Source organism: Aeromonas sp. Y318-3 (genome assembly GCF_027706185.1).
GTDB lineage: Bacteria > Pseudomonadota > Gammaproteobacteria > Enterobacterales > Aeromonadaceae > Aeromonas > Aeromonas veronii.
Genome location: NZ_JAPDCN010000004.1, coordinates 24,297 through 40,000, shown reverse-complemented (window position 1 = coordinate 40,000; position 15,704 = coordinate 24,297). Strand labels below are relative to the sequence as shown.

Genomic DNA, 15,704 nt, shown 5'->3' with positions numbered 1-15,704 from the left:
CATGTGTCTATCCATCCCCTCTCAGGTGGTGCAACTGCACCCCGAAGATAACTGCGTCACCGTCGACACCCTGGGGGTGCAGCGGCGCGTCAGCTGCATGCTGCTCGAGGAGCCCCTCCAGGTGGGCGACTATGTGCTGCTCCATATCGGCTTTGTGATGAGCAAGATTGACGAAGCGGAGGCGCAGGCCAGCCTCGAGAGCTTCCGCCAGATGGTGGCCCTGATGCCCAAACAGGATATCTTGCCATGCTGACCTTGAATGACCTGTTCCAGGGCTTTCGCCAGCCCGAAGTGATCCGCGCCCTCGCCGCCCAAATTTCAGAACTGGCTAAGGATCTGCCCGAACCACTGCGGGTGATGGAGGTGTGCGGCGGCCATACCCACACCATCATGAAGTACGGCCTGCACCAGCTGCTGCCGGCCAGCATCGAGTTTGTCCACGGCCCCGGCTGCCCGGTTTGCATCATGCCAAAAGAGCGCATCGATCAGGCCATCGAGCTGGCGAGCCAGCCCAACGTCATTCTGGTGACGTTGGGGGACATGATCCGGGTGCCGGGATCCAAGGGCACGCTGGCCCAGCAGCGGGCCAAAGGGAGCGATATCCGCCCGGTCTATGACCCCCTCGATGCCCTGCGTATCGCCAAAGAAAACCCGGAAAAAACCGTGGTCTTCTTCGCCATCGGTTTCGAGACCTCTACCCCTATGACGGCCGCCTTGCTGGCTGCGGCTGAAGCTGAGGGGATTGAGAACCTGCTGTTTCATATCAACCATGTGCTGGTGCCCCCCGCCATTCATGCGGTGATGGCCGACGGGGTGGCCAAGGTGAACGCTTTTATCGGCCCCTCTCACGTCAGCGTCATCACAGGCGCCGATATCTACCTGCCCATCGTCGATCGTTATCAGGTGCCCGTGGTGGTGAGCGGCTTCGAGCCGGTGGATGTGATGGAGGCGCTCTTGATGATGGTGCGCCAGAAGGTGGAGGGTCGCTACGCCCTGGAGGTGCAGTACAGCCGCGCCGTTACCGCCAGTGGCAATAAAGCCGCCCAGCGGCTGGTCGAGCGCTTTTTCGAGACCCGCGAGCACTTTCGCTGGCGAGGCCTCGGCGATATCAACGCCTCCGCCCTGCGCCTGCGCGATGCGTTTGCCAAGCGCGATGCGGAGCGCTACTTCCAGCTTGATCAGACCCCCATCGATGACCACAAGGCGTGCCAGTGCGCCGATATCCTGCGCGGCCTGGCCAAGCCAAACCAGTGCAAAGTCTTTGGCCGGGGCTGCACCCCGACCCAGCCCATGGGCAGCTGCATGGTCAGCTCCGAAGGGGCCTGCAATGCCTACTACCGATATATGGGGATCCAATGAGAGAAATTCAGTTAAGCCACGGCGGCGGCGGTGTGGAGATGAACCAGCTGATCAATCAGCTCTTCTTTCGCCACTTTGGCAACGAGATCCTGCTGCGCGGTGAAGATGCCGCCCTGCTGCCGGTAAACGGCCCCGTTGCCTTCACCACCGACAGCTTTACCGTCTCGCCGCTCTTCTTCGAGGGGGGCGATATCGGCAAGCTGGCTATCGCCGGCACGGTCAACGATCTCGCCATGATGGGGGCCAAGCCCGAGTATCTGAGCTGCAGCTTTATCATCGAGGAGGGCTTCCCCTACGCCGATCTCGCCCGCATCGTCGAGTCGATGGCGGCGGAGCTTGCCAAGAGCGGCGCCCGTATCGTCTGCGGCGACACCAAGGTGGTGCCCAAGGGAGCCGCCGACAAGATCTTTATCAACACCAGCGGGGTCGGCACCTTCCCTCTGCCTGAACAGAGCCGGGGCATTTCGGTGCGGAGCCTCAAGGCCGGTGACGCCATTCTGGTGTCGCGGGATATCGGCAGCCACGGCGCCTGCATCCTGATGGCCCGTGACGCCCTGCAACTGGGATCTGATCTCAAGAGCGACTGCACCACCCTCTGGCCCCAGGTAGAAGCGCTGCTAAAAGCTGGCATTACCCCTCACGCCCTGCGCGACGCTACCCGCGGTGGCCTTGCCGCCGTGCTCAACGAGTGGAGCAGCGCCTCCGGTGTTGCCATCGAGCTGGAGGAGTCCGCCATTCCGGTGTGCGATCCGGTGCGCGGCCTGTGCGAGCTCTACGGTTTCGAGCCCCATGATCTCGCCAACGAGGGAACCATGGTGCTGGCCCTGCCTGCCGAACAGGCACAGGACGCACTGGGCATCTTGCGGCAATTCAACCCCGCGGCAAGCCAGATCGGCGTGGTGCAGGCGAGCGATCGCCACAAGGTGATCCTCAACAACCCCTGGGGCAGCCGCCGCTATCTGGAGCTACCGCAAGGGGAGCTGCTGCCGCGGATCTGTTGAGCGGCCATGCCATTCCGTCAATTACAGGGAGGAGTCACTGCTCCTCCCCATATCGGTTAAGGAGCCACCATGCACGAAATGTCTCTGGCCATGGCCGCCATCGATCTGGCGGCCGAACAGGCCACCCAGCGGGGCTTTACCAAGGTGACCGCCCTCTGGCTCGAGGTCGGCAGCTTCTCCTGCGTCGACCCGGACACCATTGCCTTCTGTTTCGAGGCGGCCGCCAAGGGCACCGCCGTCGAAGGGGCCCAGCTGCACTTTCAGCACCAGGCGGCAGAGGCCTGGTGTTACGACTGCAACCAGACGGTCACCCTCACCGAGCGCGGGCAGGCCTGTCCCGAGTGTGGCGGATACAAATTACGAGTCGCGCAGGGTGATAGCCTGCGCATCACCGACATCGAGGTAAGTTGATATGTGTAGCGTATGCGGATGCGGCCAGGCGCGGATCGCCGGCCATGAGCACGATCATGAGCATCATCACGAACATGGGCATGAACATGAGCATGAGCATGGCCATCATCATGCTCATGACGCCCATCACCATCATGACCACGAGCAGAGTGCGCCGCGAACCCTGATCATTCACCACCACTATCACCATCAGGGAGATGTCCATCACCACTACCACGGGGTGCGGGCTCCCATAAGCCATGAGGGGCATGATCACCCCCACGACCATCATCATGATCATGCCCACTCTCATGACCACGGCCATTCCCACGCGCATCCCCATGACCATGACCATGACCATGACCATGACCATGACCATCAGCAGGGTGATCTGCACTATGGCAAAGGGGAAGCGGGATTGTCGGTCCCGGGCATGGGTCAGCGCCAGCTGATCGCCATCGAGATGGATGTGCTGGCCAAGAATAACGCGCTGGCGGCCCACAACCGCGAACACTTCGACGAGGCGGCCCAGCTGGTGCTCAACTTGGTATCTAGCCCAGGTTCAGGCAAAACCACTTTGCTGTGCGAAACCCTGCGCCTGCTGGCCGAAAAACGCCCCTGCGCGGTGATTGAAGGGGATCAGCAGACCAGCGCCGATGCAGACCGTATCCGCGCCACCGGCGTCCCTGCCGTGCAGATCAACACCGGCAAGGGCTGCCATCTGGATGCCAAAATGGTCCACGACGCCTGCCACCAACTGCCCGCCAATAAAGGGGGCATCCTCTTTATCGAGAACGTGGGCAATCTGGTCTGCCCCGCCAGCTTCGATCTCGGCGAGAAATACAAGGTGGCGATCCTCTCGGTCACCGAGGGGGAAGAGAAGCCGCTGAAATACCCGGATATGTTCGCCGCTGCCCAGCTGATGGTGATCAACAAGATCGATCTGCTGCCCTATGTCAGCTTTGACGTGGCCCGCTGCATCGAAAACGCCAAACGGGTCAACCCCTATATTCAGGTGATCCAGCTCAGCGCCACCACAGGCGAAGGGATGGATGCCTGGCTTAACTGGCTGGCCAGTGCCTGAACCGGTTAAACGCCGCTGATAAGGGTAGAAAACAAGAGAGGGAGGCTGATGCCTCCCTCTCTTTATCTGCGCACTTTGCCAACGGTTCTCTCTGTACAGAATGGCCAGCGTTTCATACTCGCGCCCCCTCACCCTGGCCCTCTCCCCAGGGAGAGGGAACCGGTTTGTGGATGCCGCGGCTATACAACGCCCTCAAGCCCCTCAGGGGGCTTCGAGCATAACAACCAGCCATATTTTCACACCTCGAGGTTCTCCAAACCCTAAACCCCGAGCCTGGCGAAATGGCACCTTATGCCCCCTTCTCCCCTTGCGGGAGAAGGGCTGGGGATGAGGGGGAACTAACCCTCAGGCCGCATTTTCAGCCAATACACCAGTCACGGGCTGCACCTCACCAAAGCGCAGCACCCGATGACAGATCTGACGTAATAATGCCTGCTGGTGACTGAAGATCACCATACCAAGCCCGCGCTGCTCGCACTCAATCATCAACTCCCGCCAGAGCTGGCGCTGGATTTGCGGATCCAGCTGAGCGGTCACCTCATCGGCAATCAGCAACCGGGTGCGGGGATCGAGGGCGCGCAGCAACGCGATGCGGGCCAGCTCGCCACCGGAGAGCTGACCGGGTTTACGGCCAAGCCATTCGGGCTTGACCATAAAGCGGGCCAGTATGGCGTCATCGGGGCGCCATACATCCCACAACGCCTGCCCGGTGGTGCGATAGGGATTGAAGGTGAGTTCCGGGTGCTGGGGCACCAGCTGGATGGGGTTATAACCTTTTACCTGTTCAGGTACTGGCTGCCCATCCAGCAGGATCTGCCCGCCGGCCCCAACCGGTTGCCAACCCGCCAATACCCGCCCCAGCGTGGTCTTGCCATAACCGCTCGGGGCGGAGATACCGAGCCGTTCGCCCGCTTTCACCGTCAGCGACAATCCCTGCCAAAGGGGGCGTTCCCCCTGGGCGATAGTGAGATTTCGTACTTCCAACATCAGGAAACCTCCGGCACAGAGAAGATCGCGTTGAATTCCGGCAGTGCCTGCCACTGAACACCCGCAACCAGACAGACGATCCATTCCTGCAACTCAATCATCAGGAGATCTCCGACGTAGCAGCAAAGAGCGCATTGAACTCCGGCAGCGCCTGCCAGTGGGCACGGAGCATCTCGCTCCCCAGCCCCTGGCGCAGATGGTGGCAGCTCAAGGTATCGCTCACCTGCCCCTGATGCAGCGCCACAATGCGATCGGCAAAGCGAGCCGCCAGCGCCAGATCGTGGGTCACCCAGAGGATACCGCTGCCCTGATTGGCCAATTCACGCAACTGGCCGAGCAGCAGACAGGCCAGCCCCTCGTCGAGCCAGGCGGTGATCTCGTCCGCCAGAATGTAGCGAGCACCGCCGAGCGCCGCAGTGCAGGCCAGAATGCGCTTGGCCATGCCACCGGAGAGCTGGCGCGGATAGCGGTCCAGAGTGGCAGCGGGCAGCTGGTAGCGCAGCAGCTGCTCACCGAGCCGCTCGCGAGAACAATTCTGCCCACACAGACGCGCCGCACGCCCCAGCTGGCGCTCCACCGTCAGCAGCGGATTGAGGGCGCTTACCCCCTGTGGCACATAGCAGAGGGTGTGGCCGCGCAGACGGGCGCGGCTGGCATCGCACAGGGGCGTGCCATCGAGGGAGATGGCGCCGCGCATGCGCAGGTTTTCCGGCAGCAATGTCAGAGCGCTTTGCAGCAGCAGGCTCTTGCCCTCGCCGCTCCCCCCCACCAGCGCCACTATCTCCCCCGACGCCAGTTGCAGGCTGATATCGGTCAACAATGGCTGCCAGCTGCGTCGCCCCAGCCAGGAGTAGTGGGCCGCCTCTATGGTCACATGGTCAAAACTCAGCATGGTTCACTCCTGTGCCACAGCAGCTGTTGCAAAGCGCGGGTAGCCTGATCAAACAGCAGAACCAGCAGCAGCAACATCAGCCCCGGGAAGAGCGCCAGCCACCAACCGCCACCGGCCAGATAACGCAGGGCATCGGCCAGCAGCAGGCCCAGCGAGGCCTCGTGGGCCGCCAGCCCAAAACCGAGAAAGCTCAAGGCCGCGCTGTGCAGCACCGCATGGGGAAACATCAGCAAGGTGCCGATAAACCACTGGGGCAACAGCCCCGGCAGCAGGTGGATGCGCCAGCGACGCAGCGCCCCCATCCCCTGACAGCGGGCCAGCACCACATAGTCGCTGCAGGCGATCCGCCGCGCTTCTGCGCAGAGAATGAGCGCCAACTTGGGCCAGTGGGTGAGCGCCACCGCCAGGATCACCCCGCGCATGCCGCCCCCCACGGTGAAGCAGATAAGGATCAAGAGCAGCATATGGGGCAGCGCCAGCATGGCGTCGATCACCATTCGCACCGCAGCATCGCATCTGGGATGGATGAGCGACACGCTTGCCGCCACCATGGCCAGCAGGCCACTGCAGAGAGCCGTGCTGATGCCCAGCTCCAGACTGGTGAGGGTGCCCTGAAAGGCGCGCAACCAGAGATCCCGCCCCATCTGATCGGTGCCGAACCAGTGGGTCAGCGAGGGAGGTTGCTGGCGCGCCAGCAGATCCATTGGCACATCCTGATGAGAGAGGCTCCAGCCGTAAGTGGCCAGCAGCGCCAATCCGAGCAGGGCAAAAACCAGCCGCAGTATGGAGGGAAACGGGTTAAACAGCATGCTCCCCCTCCCAACCCCGATTGATACGGGCCAGCAGCAAACTGGCCACCGTGTTGCCAATAAAGACCAGCAGGGTGCAGAAGAGTACGATTCCCATCAGCAAGGGGATATCGCCCCTGAGCCCCGCATCCACGGTGGCCTGGCCGAGCCCCGGATAGGAGAAAACCTTCTCCGCCAGCAGGGATCCGCCAATCAGCTCACCAAGGGAGGCAAACTGCAGGCAGAGCGCCGGGGTCAGGGCATGGCGCAGCACATGAAAACGCAGCATGGGCCAACCGCCATCCCCCTGGGCGCGGGCGTAGCGGATAAAGTCGCTCTCCAGCACCTCGGCCACCCGCGCCCGGGTATGCAGGGCAATATTGCCCACCCCGAGCAGCGCCAGGGTCGTCACCGGCAACAATAGATGACGCAGCCGCATGGCCCAGTCCACCTCATCGGCAGCAAGCCCCGGCGTCCATGCGCAGCAGACCGGCAACAGCGGCCAGTGCACCGCAAACAGGGCGAGCAGCAACAGGCCGACCCAGAAGGTGGGCAGGGAGGCGAGCAGATAGGCAAACCGGCAAATCAGGTGATCGGGCCAGCGATTGAGATAGCGACCGGCGCAGAGGCCCAGCACAATGCCGAAAAAGCCGGAGAGCAGCCAGGCACCCGCCAGCAGCAGGAAGGAGGCAGCAAAGCGCTGGCCTATTACCTCACCCACCGGTGCGTTGTAGAGCATGGAGTAACCGAGATCTCCTTGCAGCACCTGACTAAACCAGTGCCAGTAGCGCAGCCAGAGCGGCTGATCCAGCCCCCAGCGGGCGGCGATACGGGCGTACTGTTCCGGCGGCACATGGAGCAGATCGTTGCCGATATAGGCCTTGATGGGGTCGATAGGGGAGTAGCTCAGCAGCACAAAAGTGGCGACCGAGACCAGACATAACAGCCCTGCCAGACGCAGCAGGGCTTTTAGCAACAGATAACCGGAGTGACTCAAGGGCGAACTTAACGGCACGTCCACCGCCAATCCTGCAGGTTGTTGAGGAGTGACCAGCTACCGTGGATTTCCGGCGCCCCCTTGCCAAGATCGATGCAACGGTTGGCGAGATAGGTGTGCTGCACATTCAGCAGCCAGGCCCAGGCGGCATCTCCCTGCACTCCGGCGCCGGTCTTGCCATCCCACTCCACCTGCTGCCAGAACGGCACGGCCGCCTGCCAGTTGGGGGCATCCAGCGCCTGCTTGAGGTGGCTATCCACCACAGGGTTGCTGTAGTAGCCCGGGTTGTAGAACTCCACGCCACCGGAGCCGCTCTGGTAGTGGTGATAGAGCTCCATGGGATCCAGACTCCCCCACCCCATCAGCACCGGGTTGGTGTGCATCTCCCGCTCCACCTGCTCCCAGCTGCCGGACTTGAGGCTCACCTCAAGACCGATGGGCTTGAGCATGGCGCGCACCGCTTCCGCCAAATCCCGGCGGGTGCTGTCGCCACTGGTGTACCAGAGGGTAAAGGCTGCGCGCAGATTGCCCTTGTGGCGGATGCCGTCACTGCCCATCTTCCAGCCCGCTTCGTCGAGCAGGGCGTTGGCATGGGCCGCATCCCCATCCTTGAAGGCAGTTGCTTTGTTTAGCCAGGGCAACCCTTCCACCGAGCTGTAGGCGGGGATGGCGTGTCCTTCCAGCAGCTGGTCGGCCAGCAGCTTGCGGTCGATGGCGTAGTTGATGGCGCGGCGCACCGCTACATCCGAGGTCACGTCGTTGCCGATGGGATAACCCTTGGCATCCTTGCCACCCGCAGGCGGAATAGGGAAGACGATGCCACGGTTCTCCACGCTCGGCCGCACCCACAGCTTGAGGGAGGCAGGCACGGTGGGCGCCAGTGACGGGGCAATGCGCACCACATCGAGCTGGCTGCTCTGGGCGGCGGCATAGGCGCTCTCTTCATCGATAAAGACAAAGACCAGCCGTTTGAAGTCATTGTTGCCGCCGGCGTAATAGGGGTTCGCCTCCACCACCAGTTGCTGGCCGGGCAGGAAGCTTACCAGCCGGTAGGGGCCGGCGCCGACCGGCTTTTGGGCATATGCTTTTGCGTCGTAATCCTGCTTCGACACTATCCCCAAAGATCCCAGCACGTTGACAAAGGTGCTCTGGGGGGCACTCAAGGTGATGGCAACCTCGGTGGGTGAGAGCACCTTGGCCGAGACAAAGTTGCCCATGTCGATCTTACCGCCGCCCTTGGCTGCGCTGTTGTAGGTAAAGGCCACATCTTCGGCGGTGAGCGGCGCACCGTTGGAGAATTTCAGGTCAGGCTTGAGGGTAATGAGCCACCCCTTGCCATCCTTGCTCGGGGTCACCGCTTGGGTGAGCACATTCTGCCAACTGAGATCTGCGTTCTGCTTGAGCAGCGGACTGTGCAGCAGCAGGTAGCTGCCGTGACTCCAGCCAAGCAGAGGGTCAAACCCTTCGGTGGGTTCGGCTCCGATGGCGAGCTTGAGCTCGGCAGGCACAGGTTGGACAGCGGCCAGCGCCGCGTGAGAGGCAGTGCCCAGCAGCAGAGTCAACAGGGCGGTAGCGCTGGATCTAGCGTAATGGCGAAGGGAATTGCGTGGAACAGTCATGGGGATCCTTCTTGTTTTGTACCACTCACGGATCATCACTCAAAAAAGAGGCGGAATGCGTGATTTAACATGGGAGTGAGGGGCCAAAATGGCCCCCTATTCTAAACTTGATTTCGCGTGAAACCTAGCGACTATGCCGGTTAACCGCGCCGGGCACCGAATAGCCGTCTGCGGCCCAGATCCACGCTGCCAGCCCCTTGCTGCACCGGCAAGGAGAGCAGCATCTTGAGGGAGCTGCTCACCAGCGCCCGCCCCTCCCCGGCCCCGAGATGGGGATCGAGCGGCGACATCAGGGAGCAAGCCAGCAGCTGTCCCGTCTCGGGCAATTCACCCACCATAAAGGTCATATTGCCGCAGGGGAGCTGCAGGGCGAGTCGATCGCTGCTGCTTCGCACCGGCCAAAGCTGATCCGGCCCCGGCAGCACCACCACGCTCAGCATCCAGGGGGTGAGCACGCAGCCAAGCCACTGGTCTTCAAACAACACGCACTCCGCAACGATTGGCATGGTGGCGTGATAGAAGGGCAGCGCCTGCATCTCTTCGCGAGCGATCCGCTCGTACTGGGCTACCAGCAAGGGTGCTGGATTGGTGGCAAAACCGGCAAACTCCTGCGCTGTCTCCGGTACTCTCTCCAGCACTCTCTCAGCCTCGCTTAAATGGGACTGCGCCATAGGCCCTCCCGCGCTTGTTCAGCTTTCTCCTGCTCAGAGAGCGCAATGGCGGGCGCACCAACGGCAGCGAGCAGGGTCAAAATCCGATCCGTCGCCTCCCCCATGGCGGCTGCCACCACTGGGGTGAGGCCGATGCGGGGTTCGAGGGATTCAGGCTCGACCCCGATCAGGGTGAGCCGCTTGGGCGACTCCCCCGTCATGTGCAGCGCCGAGAGCACATCCGCCAGTCCCAGCTGATGGGGGGATATCTTGCGGCCAAACAGGGTCGGGATCTCCTCATCCTTCAGAGTCACCACTGTGCCCGGCAGATTACCGCTGCGCACCGCATCCACCAGAATGATGTGATCGCGACTGGCCATCGCTTCGAGCAGCTCCATACCGGCGGTACCGCCATCGAGCAGCTCGATGCCGGGGGCGAAACAGTAGTTGCGCCCCAACCCCTCAACGATGCGCACGCCGACGGCCTCGTCGCTCAACAGCAGGTTGCCCACGCCCAAGATCAGGATGTTCATCACAACACCTTCACCTGGGTCGTTTCGCCATTCTGGGTATCCACCACATGCACCGCACAGGACATGCAGGGGTCGAACGAGTGGATGGTGCGCACCACTTCCAGCGGCTTGGCGGGATCGGCTACCGGGGTGCCCACTAGCGCCTGCTCGTAGGGGCCGGGCTCATCATTGAAGTTGCGCGGGCCCGAGTTCCAGGTCGACGGCACCACCGCCTGATAGTTCTCGATCTTGCCGCCCTTGATGACGATCCAGTGGGAAAGCATGCCGCGCGGCGCCTCTTCAAAGCCCACCCCGCGAAACTCCTTGTCCGCCGGGATCTCGGCCTTGATATAGGCGGTGGTATCCCCCTTGCCGATGTTGTCCACCAGCGCCTTCCACTGGTGCAACAGGGTATCTTTGAGCACACAGCAGCGCACCGCGCGACCGATGATGCGACCCATGGTGGAGTGCAGCAGTTCGGTCTTGATGGCCGAGCCGGTGAGCGCCTTGTAGATGCCGTTCAGCTGCTCGAAATGCGCTACCGTCTCCGGGTGCTTGGCGGCCAGTTTCACCAGCAAGTCTGCGAGCGGTCCCACCTCCACCACCTTGCCGTAGAAGGTGGGGGATTTGACCCAGGAGTATTTGCCGTCATCCTGCCAGCCGGTGTAATCGGGCTCGGTCTTGCCCTCCCAGGGTTTGAGCGGCTCGTCATCCTTGTACCAGGCGTGCTTGTTGCTCTCGGCGATGCCCTCCATCAGCCAGGCATCCTGATGACTCTCGATGGGGCGATAACCCGCCAGATTGCCATTCTCGATATAGCCGCCCGGCATCAGGAAGCTGCCGCCGTTACCGTCGGTGGGGAGCTCCGGCACGCTCAGGTAGTGCTTGGCACCCTGCCCCAGGTTCAGCCACTCGGGGTAGTGTGCGGCGATGATGGCGGCATCCACCTTGTAGACCTGCTCGATAAACTCGCCAAGCCGGTCGATAAAGCTCTTCACATAGAGCAGCCGCTCCAGGTTGAGCACGCTCGGTGCATCCAGATTGATGGGATTGGCCACGCCGCCCACCGCCAGATTCTGGATGTGCGGGCTCTTGCCACCGAGGATGGCGACAATACGGTTGGCATCGCGCTGACACTCCAGTGCCTGCAGGTAGTGGGCCACGGCGATGAGGTTTACCTCCGGGCTCAGCTTCATCTCCTTGTGACCCCAGTAACCGTTGGCAAAGATGCCAAGCTGGCCGCTCGCCACCAGCACGCGGATCTTGTCCTGCACCTTGGTCAACTCGTCGGCACTGTTGAGAGACCAGGTCGATACCCCCTTGAGCATGTCCGCCGCTTTTTGCGGATTGGCTTCAAGGGCCGCGGTGATATCCACCCAGTCCAGCGCGGAGAGCTGATAGAAGTGGACGATGTGATCGTGGATGTTGTGGGCCGCGATGATGAGGTTGCGGATAAACTGGGCGTTGACCGGCACCTTGGCGCCAATGGCGTTCTCCACCGCCCGCACCGAGGCGATGGCGTGAATGGAGGTACATACCCCGCAGATGCGCTGCACAATCATCCAGGCATCGCGCGGGTCGTTGCCCTTGACGATCTCCTCCATCCCGCGCCACATGGTGCCGGACGACCAGGCTTTGGTCACTTTACCGCCTTCGATTTCGCAGTCGATACGCAGGTGCCCCTCAATGCGGGTGATGGGGTCTATGGTGATACGTTGGCTCATACGTTGGCTTTCCCTCGGGCCTGATAATCTTGGTGAACACGTTCAAGTGATGGCAGTACCGGCAAGAGCCGGATCAACAGCAAATAGGCACACACCTCGATGGCAACAAAGCCCAGGGAGATCAGCACCTCCTCCGCGGAGGGGAAGTAGTGGTAGCCATTGCCGGGGTTGAAGGCGAGCAGGGAGTAATCCAGTCGCCAGAGGGCTGCGCCCAGCAGCATGCTGAGGGCCCCCAGGAACAACATGCGCGAATCCCGGCGGCTCTTGTCCCAGTGGAACACCAGCAGCGGGAAGATCATCAGCGCAATCTCGCTCCAGAACATGATGGAGAAGCGATTGAACTCGGAGAGATACTCCGACTTGTCGTGGATGACGATCTCGGCAAAGCGCAGCGCCACAAACAGGATCAGGAAGATATCGATCACCTGGGTCAGTTTGTAGAAGAGCGACTTCTCGTTGGGGCCCCGCCCCGCCAGTCCCGCCTGCACCAGAGAGCCCTCAAATACCACGATGGAAAAACCCATGATGAAGGCGGTCAGCAGCGAAAAGACCGGCAGCAACTCGTAGCTTTGCCAGAGCGGATGGATCTTCTCCCCCGCGACGATCATCAACGAGCCCATGGAGGATTGGTGCATGGTGGGCAACAGAGCCCCCAGTGCCAGCACGAAGAACATGATCTTGTTGAGGCGAATGAGCGACGCCTTCCAGCCGAACTTCTCCAGCAGCACGGGCGCAAACTCCAGCGCCATCACCCCGATATAGATGGTCATGCAGACCGCCGTCTCGAACAGCACCGAGGAGGTGTTGAAGTGACCGGGCAGGTAGAAGTACGGCAGGTTCCAGTAACGCCCCACGTCGATGGTGATGGAGAGACCTCCGAGCGAGTAGCCAAACAGGCTCGCCAACAGGGCCGGTCGCACCAGCGGGTGATACTCGCCCCGGTTGAACACATAGACAGCCCAGGCCAGCGCCCAGCCGCCACAGGCGAAACCGGTACCGATCAAGAGATCGAACGAGATCCAGAGCCCCCAGGGGTAGCCGCCATTCAGATCGGTGACCGAACCCAGCCCGAAGACGAGGCGTTTTAAAATCAACATGCCGCACAACACGGCAAAGGGGGCCAGCACCAGCACAGGCCAGCTGACCAGCTTGCCGCCGAGGGGATGTGCCTTGTGATTACTCATGATCCTTGCCTCCCTTTGTGGTGCCCTGATCCTTGATCTGCGTACTCCCCTGATCATGGCCATCATCGTGATGGTGATCGTGACCATTCTTGGTGTTGCGGCGAATGAGCACCGAAAGGCCGGTCAGCACCACCATGGGCAGCACCATCCCCTTGTAGAGGGTGTGCTGGATATGCTCGGAGCGGGCACCGGAGGAGAGCTCCGGCAGATCGGGCATGTCGAGCTTGGTATAGGGCACCCCGGCCAGCACCAGCACCTGGGTGCCGCCCCCCTCCTTCTCGCCATAGACGTAAGGCTGGTAGTTGGGCACTTCGTGCAGGTAAGGGTCGTTGGCAGAGAGGGTCTGGCGCGGATAGGCATATTCGCTGCCCGGAGTCGCCAGCAGACGACGCTTGGCTTCAGCCATCAGCTCCTCGCGGGTGCCGAAGATCACGGCGCCGGTGGGGCACACCTCGACACACCCAGGCAACTTGCCCTGATCGATCCGCTCAAGCCCCTTCTGGTTGCAGAGCTCGCACTTGTGGATCGCCCCCAGCGGGTTGTCATAGTCATATTTGGGCACATCGAACGGGCAACCCACCATGCAGTAGCGACAGCCGGTGCAGACGCTCGGGTCGTAGTGAACGATGCCGGTCTTGGGATCTTTTTTAAGAGCCTGCACCGGACAGACAGAGACGCAGTTGGGATCGACACAGTGCATGCACTGCTTCTTGATGTAGGCGTAGCCATCCACCAGCTGATCCTTGTGCTCGCCAGTGCCGCTCTTCCACACCTGAATGATGTTGTTGGTGTAGGGGGTCAGCTTGTCGTTGTTGGACCAGGTTTGCGCCCCGGCTGGATTGGCCGGATTGCCGTTGAGGCGCTGACACTCCGCCACACAGGCCTGACAGCCGACGCAGAGGGTGGAGTCATACAACATGCCGAGCGCGCCGGGAATGGGCGGCTTGTTCTTGGCCGCCGCCAGTGCGGTGCCGGGTACGGCTGTGCCCGCCGCCAGCGCGCCGACGGAGGCAAATTTGAGGAAGTTGCGTCTGTTCACGGTTACTCCTCCCGTGATGGGGACTGCCCGGCTTCGTGGCGTTTCTGCTGGCGACCGAGTTCACGCACCGTCATCAGACTCACCCCTACCAGCACCCCGAGGGCGCCACCGATAAGGCCGGTCGCGGTGGGCGAGGTATAGCCCCCCTCCTGGATCTTCACATCCGGTTTATCCACCCTCGGAGTCGGGTTCTCGACCTTGGCAAGCTGGAAGATCCCCTTGCTAAAACCGACCCCCTGCTCGTTGCAGCCATAACAGGGGTGACCGATGCCTACCGGCCAGATGCCGCCGCCCACATCGCAGAACTCCAGAGTTGAACAGTTGCCATAGGTCTCCGGTCCTTTGCAGCCCAGATGGTAGAGACACCAACCCTGACGGTGACCCTCATCACCAAACTCCTTGGCAAAACGCCCTGCGTCAAAGTGCGGACGGCGCTCGCAGTTCTCGTGGATCAGCCGCTCATAGGCAAACAGCGGACGCTTCTTGCTATCCAGCGCCGGCAGCTTGCCGTAGGTGATGTAGTAGGCAACCGTGGTGAGGAAGTTGTGGGGATTGGGCGGGCATCCCGGGATATTGATGATCGGGGTGTCGATATTGCCGAGGGCCTCTTCCAGGCTGACCGCACCGGTCGGGTTGCCGCCGCTGGCAGGCACACCGCCCCAGGCAGCACAGGAGCCGATGGCGATCACCGCAGCCGCGTCGGCGGCAGCACGGCGAATATGGTCGACGATAGGCTCACTGGCCACCATGCAGTAGACGCCACCATCTTTGAGCGGAATGGAGCCATCCACTACCAGCACATACTTGCCTTTATAGCGCTTGATGGCGTTGTGCTTGTTCTCTTCCGCCTGATGACCAAAGGCCGCCGAGAGTACCTCGTGGTACTCCAGCGAAATGGTGTTGAGGATCAGGTTCTCGATGGTGAGGTGGGTGGCGCGCAGCAGCGATTCGGTACAACCGGTGCACTCCTGCGCCCCAATCCAGATCACCGGCGGCCGTTCGGGGCTGGTGAGCGCAGTGGCCATCTTGGCGACGGCATGCTGACTTAATCCCAGGGTTGCGGCCATCCCGGCACACAATTTCATAAAATCACGGCGATTAATCCCATGAGCCGATAAAAAATTATCCTCGACCATTCTACTTATTCCCGTAGTGAGCACTTGTTTGATAAATGCTTAATAGCGGAAATGCTAAGGACTCACCCACACTGCAGTATTGATCTCTATCAATTTCGACCGACTCCCCCCTATTTTCATAGCGAGCCACATCACAAATGAAATTAATTACCCCCAAAGAGATATTTAGCAGCCCCGTAAATTTTATGAACTTAATTGGATAGTAAATAATTAATCACCGCATATCCTCTCTTTCTCTGTGAGCCAAATTAACATGATTGAAATCTTGGCTATACCGCTCATTTAACAATACTGATGCCCACCCATAAATGATCCATTGAATGTATCTTTACTCATCTCATT

17 protein-coding genes are annotated in these 15,704 nt (G+C 61.2%); 5 read left to right on the top strand and 12 right to left on the bottom strand.

From position 1 onward, the window contains the following. Position 1 precedes the first annotated feature (1 nt). The 4 genes from OKB77_RS06785 (at position 2) to hypA (ending at position 2,771) form a co-directional block, all read left to right on the top strand. Positions 2–253: a HypC/HybG/HupF family hydrogenase formation chaperone gene (locus OKB77_RS06785; protein ID WP_033115859.1), complete on the top strand. Its 252-nt coding sequence runs from the start codon at positions 2–4 to the stop codon at positions 251–253. Continuing rightward, a complete protein-coding gene (hypD, locus tag OKB77_RS06780) occupies positions 247–1,359 on the top strand; it encodes a hydrogenase formation protein HypD (RefSeq protein ID WP_270817224.1) in 1,113 nt (370 codons plus the stop codon). Before OKB77_RS06785 ends, hypD begins: the two co-directional genes overlap by 7 nt. Next, positions 1,356–2,360, top strand: a complete 1,005-nt coding sequence (gene hypE / locus OKB77_RS06775; protein WP_270817223.1) for a hydrogenase expression/formation protein HypE — start codon at positions 1,356–1,358, stop codon at positions 2,358–2,360. Before hypD ends, hypE begins: the two co-directional genes overlap by 4 nt. A 69-nt stretch (positions 2,361–2,429) precedes the next feature. Beyond that, positions 2,430–2,771, top strand: a complete 342-nt coding sequence (gene hypA, locus OKB77_RS06770) for a hydrogenase maturation nickel metallochaperone HypA (protein ID WP_024944968.1) — start codon at positions 2,430–2,432, stop codon at positions 2,769–2,771. Here the strand turns inward: hypA and OKB77_RS06765 are convergent. Beyond that, complete coding sequence (locus tag OKB77_RS06765) at positions 2,749–3,123, bottom strand: hypothetical protein (protein ID WP_270817222.1); 375 nt, start codon at positions 3,121–3,123, stop codon at positions 2,749–2,751. The genes hypA and OKB77_RS06765 overlap by 23 nt on opposite strands. Here OKB77_RS06765 and hypB point away from each other — a divergent pair. Then, positions 3,004–3,834: a hydrogenase nickel incorporation protein HypB gene (gene hypB, locus OKB77_RS06760; RefSeq protein ID WP_270817356.1), complete on the top strand. Its 831-nt coding sequence runs from the start codon at positions 3,004–3,006 to the stop codon at positions 3,832–3,834. The genes OKB77_RS06765 and hypB overlap by 120 nt on opposite strands. Positions 3,835–4,179: 345 nt before the next feature. On the opposite strand, the gene OKB77_RS06755 is transcribed toward hypB, so the two are convergent. The 11 genes from OKB77_RS06755 to hybO form a co-directional block, all read right to left on the bottom strand. Further along, positions 4,180–4,821: an ATP-binding cassette domain-containing protein gene (locus OKB77_RS06755; RefSeq protein WP_270817221.1), complete on the bottom strand. Its 642-nt coding sequence runs from the start codon at positions 4,819–4,821 to the stop codon at positions 4,180–4,182. 100 nt (positions 4,822–4,921) lie between these two features. Beyond that, positions 4,922–5,713: an ATP-binding cassette domain-containing protein gene (locus OKB77_RS06750; RefSeq protein WP_270817220.1), complete on the bottom strand. Its 792-nt coding sequence runs from the start codon at positions 5,711–5,713 to the stop codon at positions 4,922–4,924. Beyond that, on the bottom strand, positions 5,707–6,522 hold the full coding sequence (locus OKB77_RS06745) for an ABC transporter permease (protein ID WP_139396365.1): 816 nt from the start codon (positions 6,520–6,522) through the stop codon (positions 5,707–5,709). The genes OKB77_RS06750 and OKB77_RS06745 overlap by 7 nt, the downstream gene beginning before the upstream one ends. After that, entirely contained in the window at positions 6,512–7,522 is a 1,011-nt protein-coding gene (locus tag OKB77_RS06740) for an ABC transporter permease (RefSeq protein WP_270817219.1), read from the bottom strand. Before OKB77_RS06740 ends, OKB77_RS06745 begins: the two co-directional genes overlap by 11 nt. Then, a complete protein-coding gene (locus OKB77_RS06735) occupies positions 7,507–9,117 on the bottom strand; it encodes an ABC transporter substrate-binding protein (RefSeq protein WP_270817218.1) in 1,611 nt (536 codons plus the stop codon). The genes OKB77_RS06740 and OKB77_RS06735 overlap by 16 nt, the downstream gene beginning before the upstream one ends. A gap of 140 nt (positions 9,118–9,257) precedes the next feature. Further along, on the bottom strand, positions 9,258–9,788 hold the full coding sequence (gene hybE / locus OKB77_RS06730; protein ID WP_247822880.1) for a hydrogenase-2 assembly chaperone: 531 nt from the start codon (positions 9,786–9,788) through the stop codon (positions 9,258–9,260). Then, the gene (locus tag OKB77_RS06725) at positions 9,770–10,300 is read right to left on the bottom strand and encodes a HyaD/HybD family hydrogenase maturation endopeptidase (protein ID WP_247822881.1); all 531 of its coding nucleotides are present in this window, start codon (positions 10,298–10,300) and stop codon (positions 9,770–9,772) included. The genes hybE and OKB77_RS06725 overlap by 19 nt, the downstream gene beginning before the upstream one ends. Further along, positions 10,300–12,003, bottom strand: coding sequence for a hydrogenase 2 large subunit (hybC, locus tag OKB77_RS06720; protein WP_270817217.1), 1,704 nt, complete (start codon positions 12,001–12,003; stop codon positions 10,300–10,302). Before hybC ends, OKB77_RS06725 begins: the two co-directional genes overlap by 1 nt. Further along, positions 12,000–13,187 carry a Ni/Fe-hydrogenase cytochrome b subunit gene (gene hybB, locus OKB77_RS06715; protein ID WP_005351459.1) on the bottom strand — a complete coding sequence of 396 codons (1,188 nt, stop codon included), beginning with the start codon at positions 13,185–13,187 and terminating at the stop codon, positions 12,000–12,002. The genes hybC and hybB overlap by 4 nt, the downstream gene beginning before the upstream one ends. Continuing rightward, the gene (hybA, locus tag OKB77_RS06710; RefSeq protein ID WP_118853773.1) at positions 13,180–14,226 is read right to left on the bottom strand and encodes a hydrogenase 2 operon protein HybA; all 1,047 of its coding nucleotides are present in this window, start codon (positions 14,224–14,226) and stop codon (positions 13,180–13,182) included. Before hybA ends, hybB begins: the two co-directional genes overlap by 8 nt. Positions 14,227–14,228: 2 nt before the next feature. After that, positions 14,229–15,362, bottom strand: a complete 1,134-nt coding sequence (hybO, locus tag OKB77_RS06705; RefSeq protein WP_270817216.1) for a hydrogenase 2 small subunit — start codon at positions 15,360–15,362, stop codon at positions 14,229–14,231. Between the last annotated feature and the right edge of the window lie 342 nt (positions 15,363–15,704).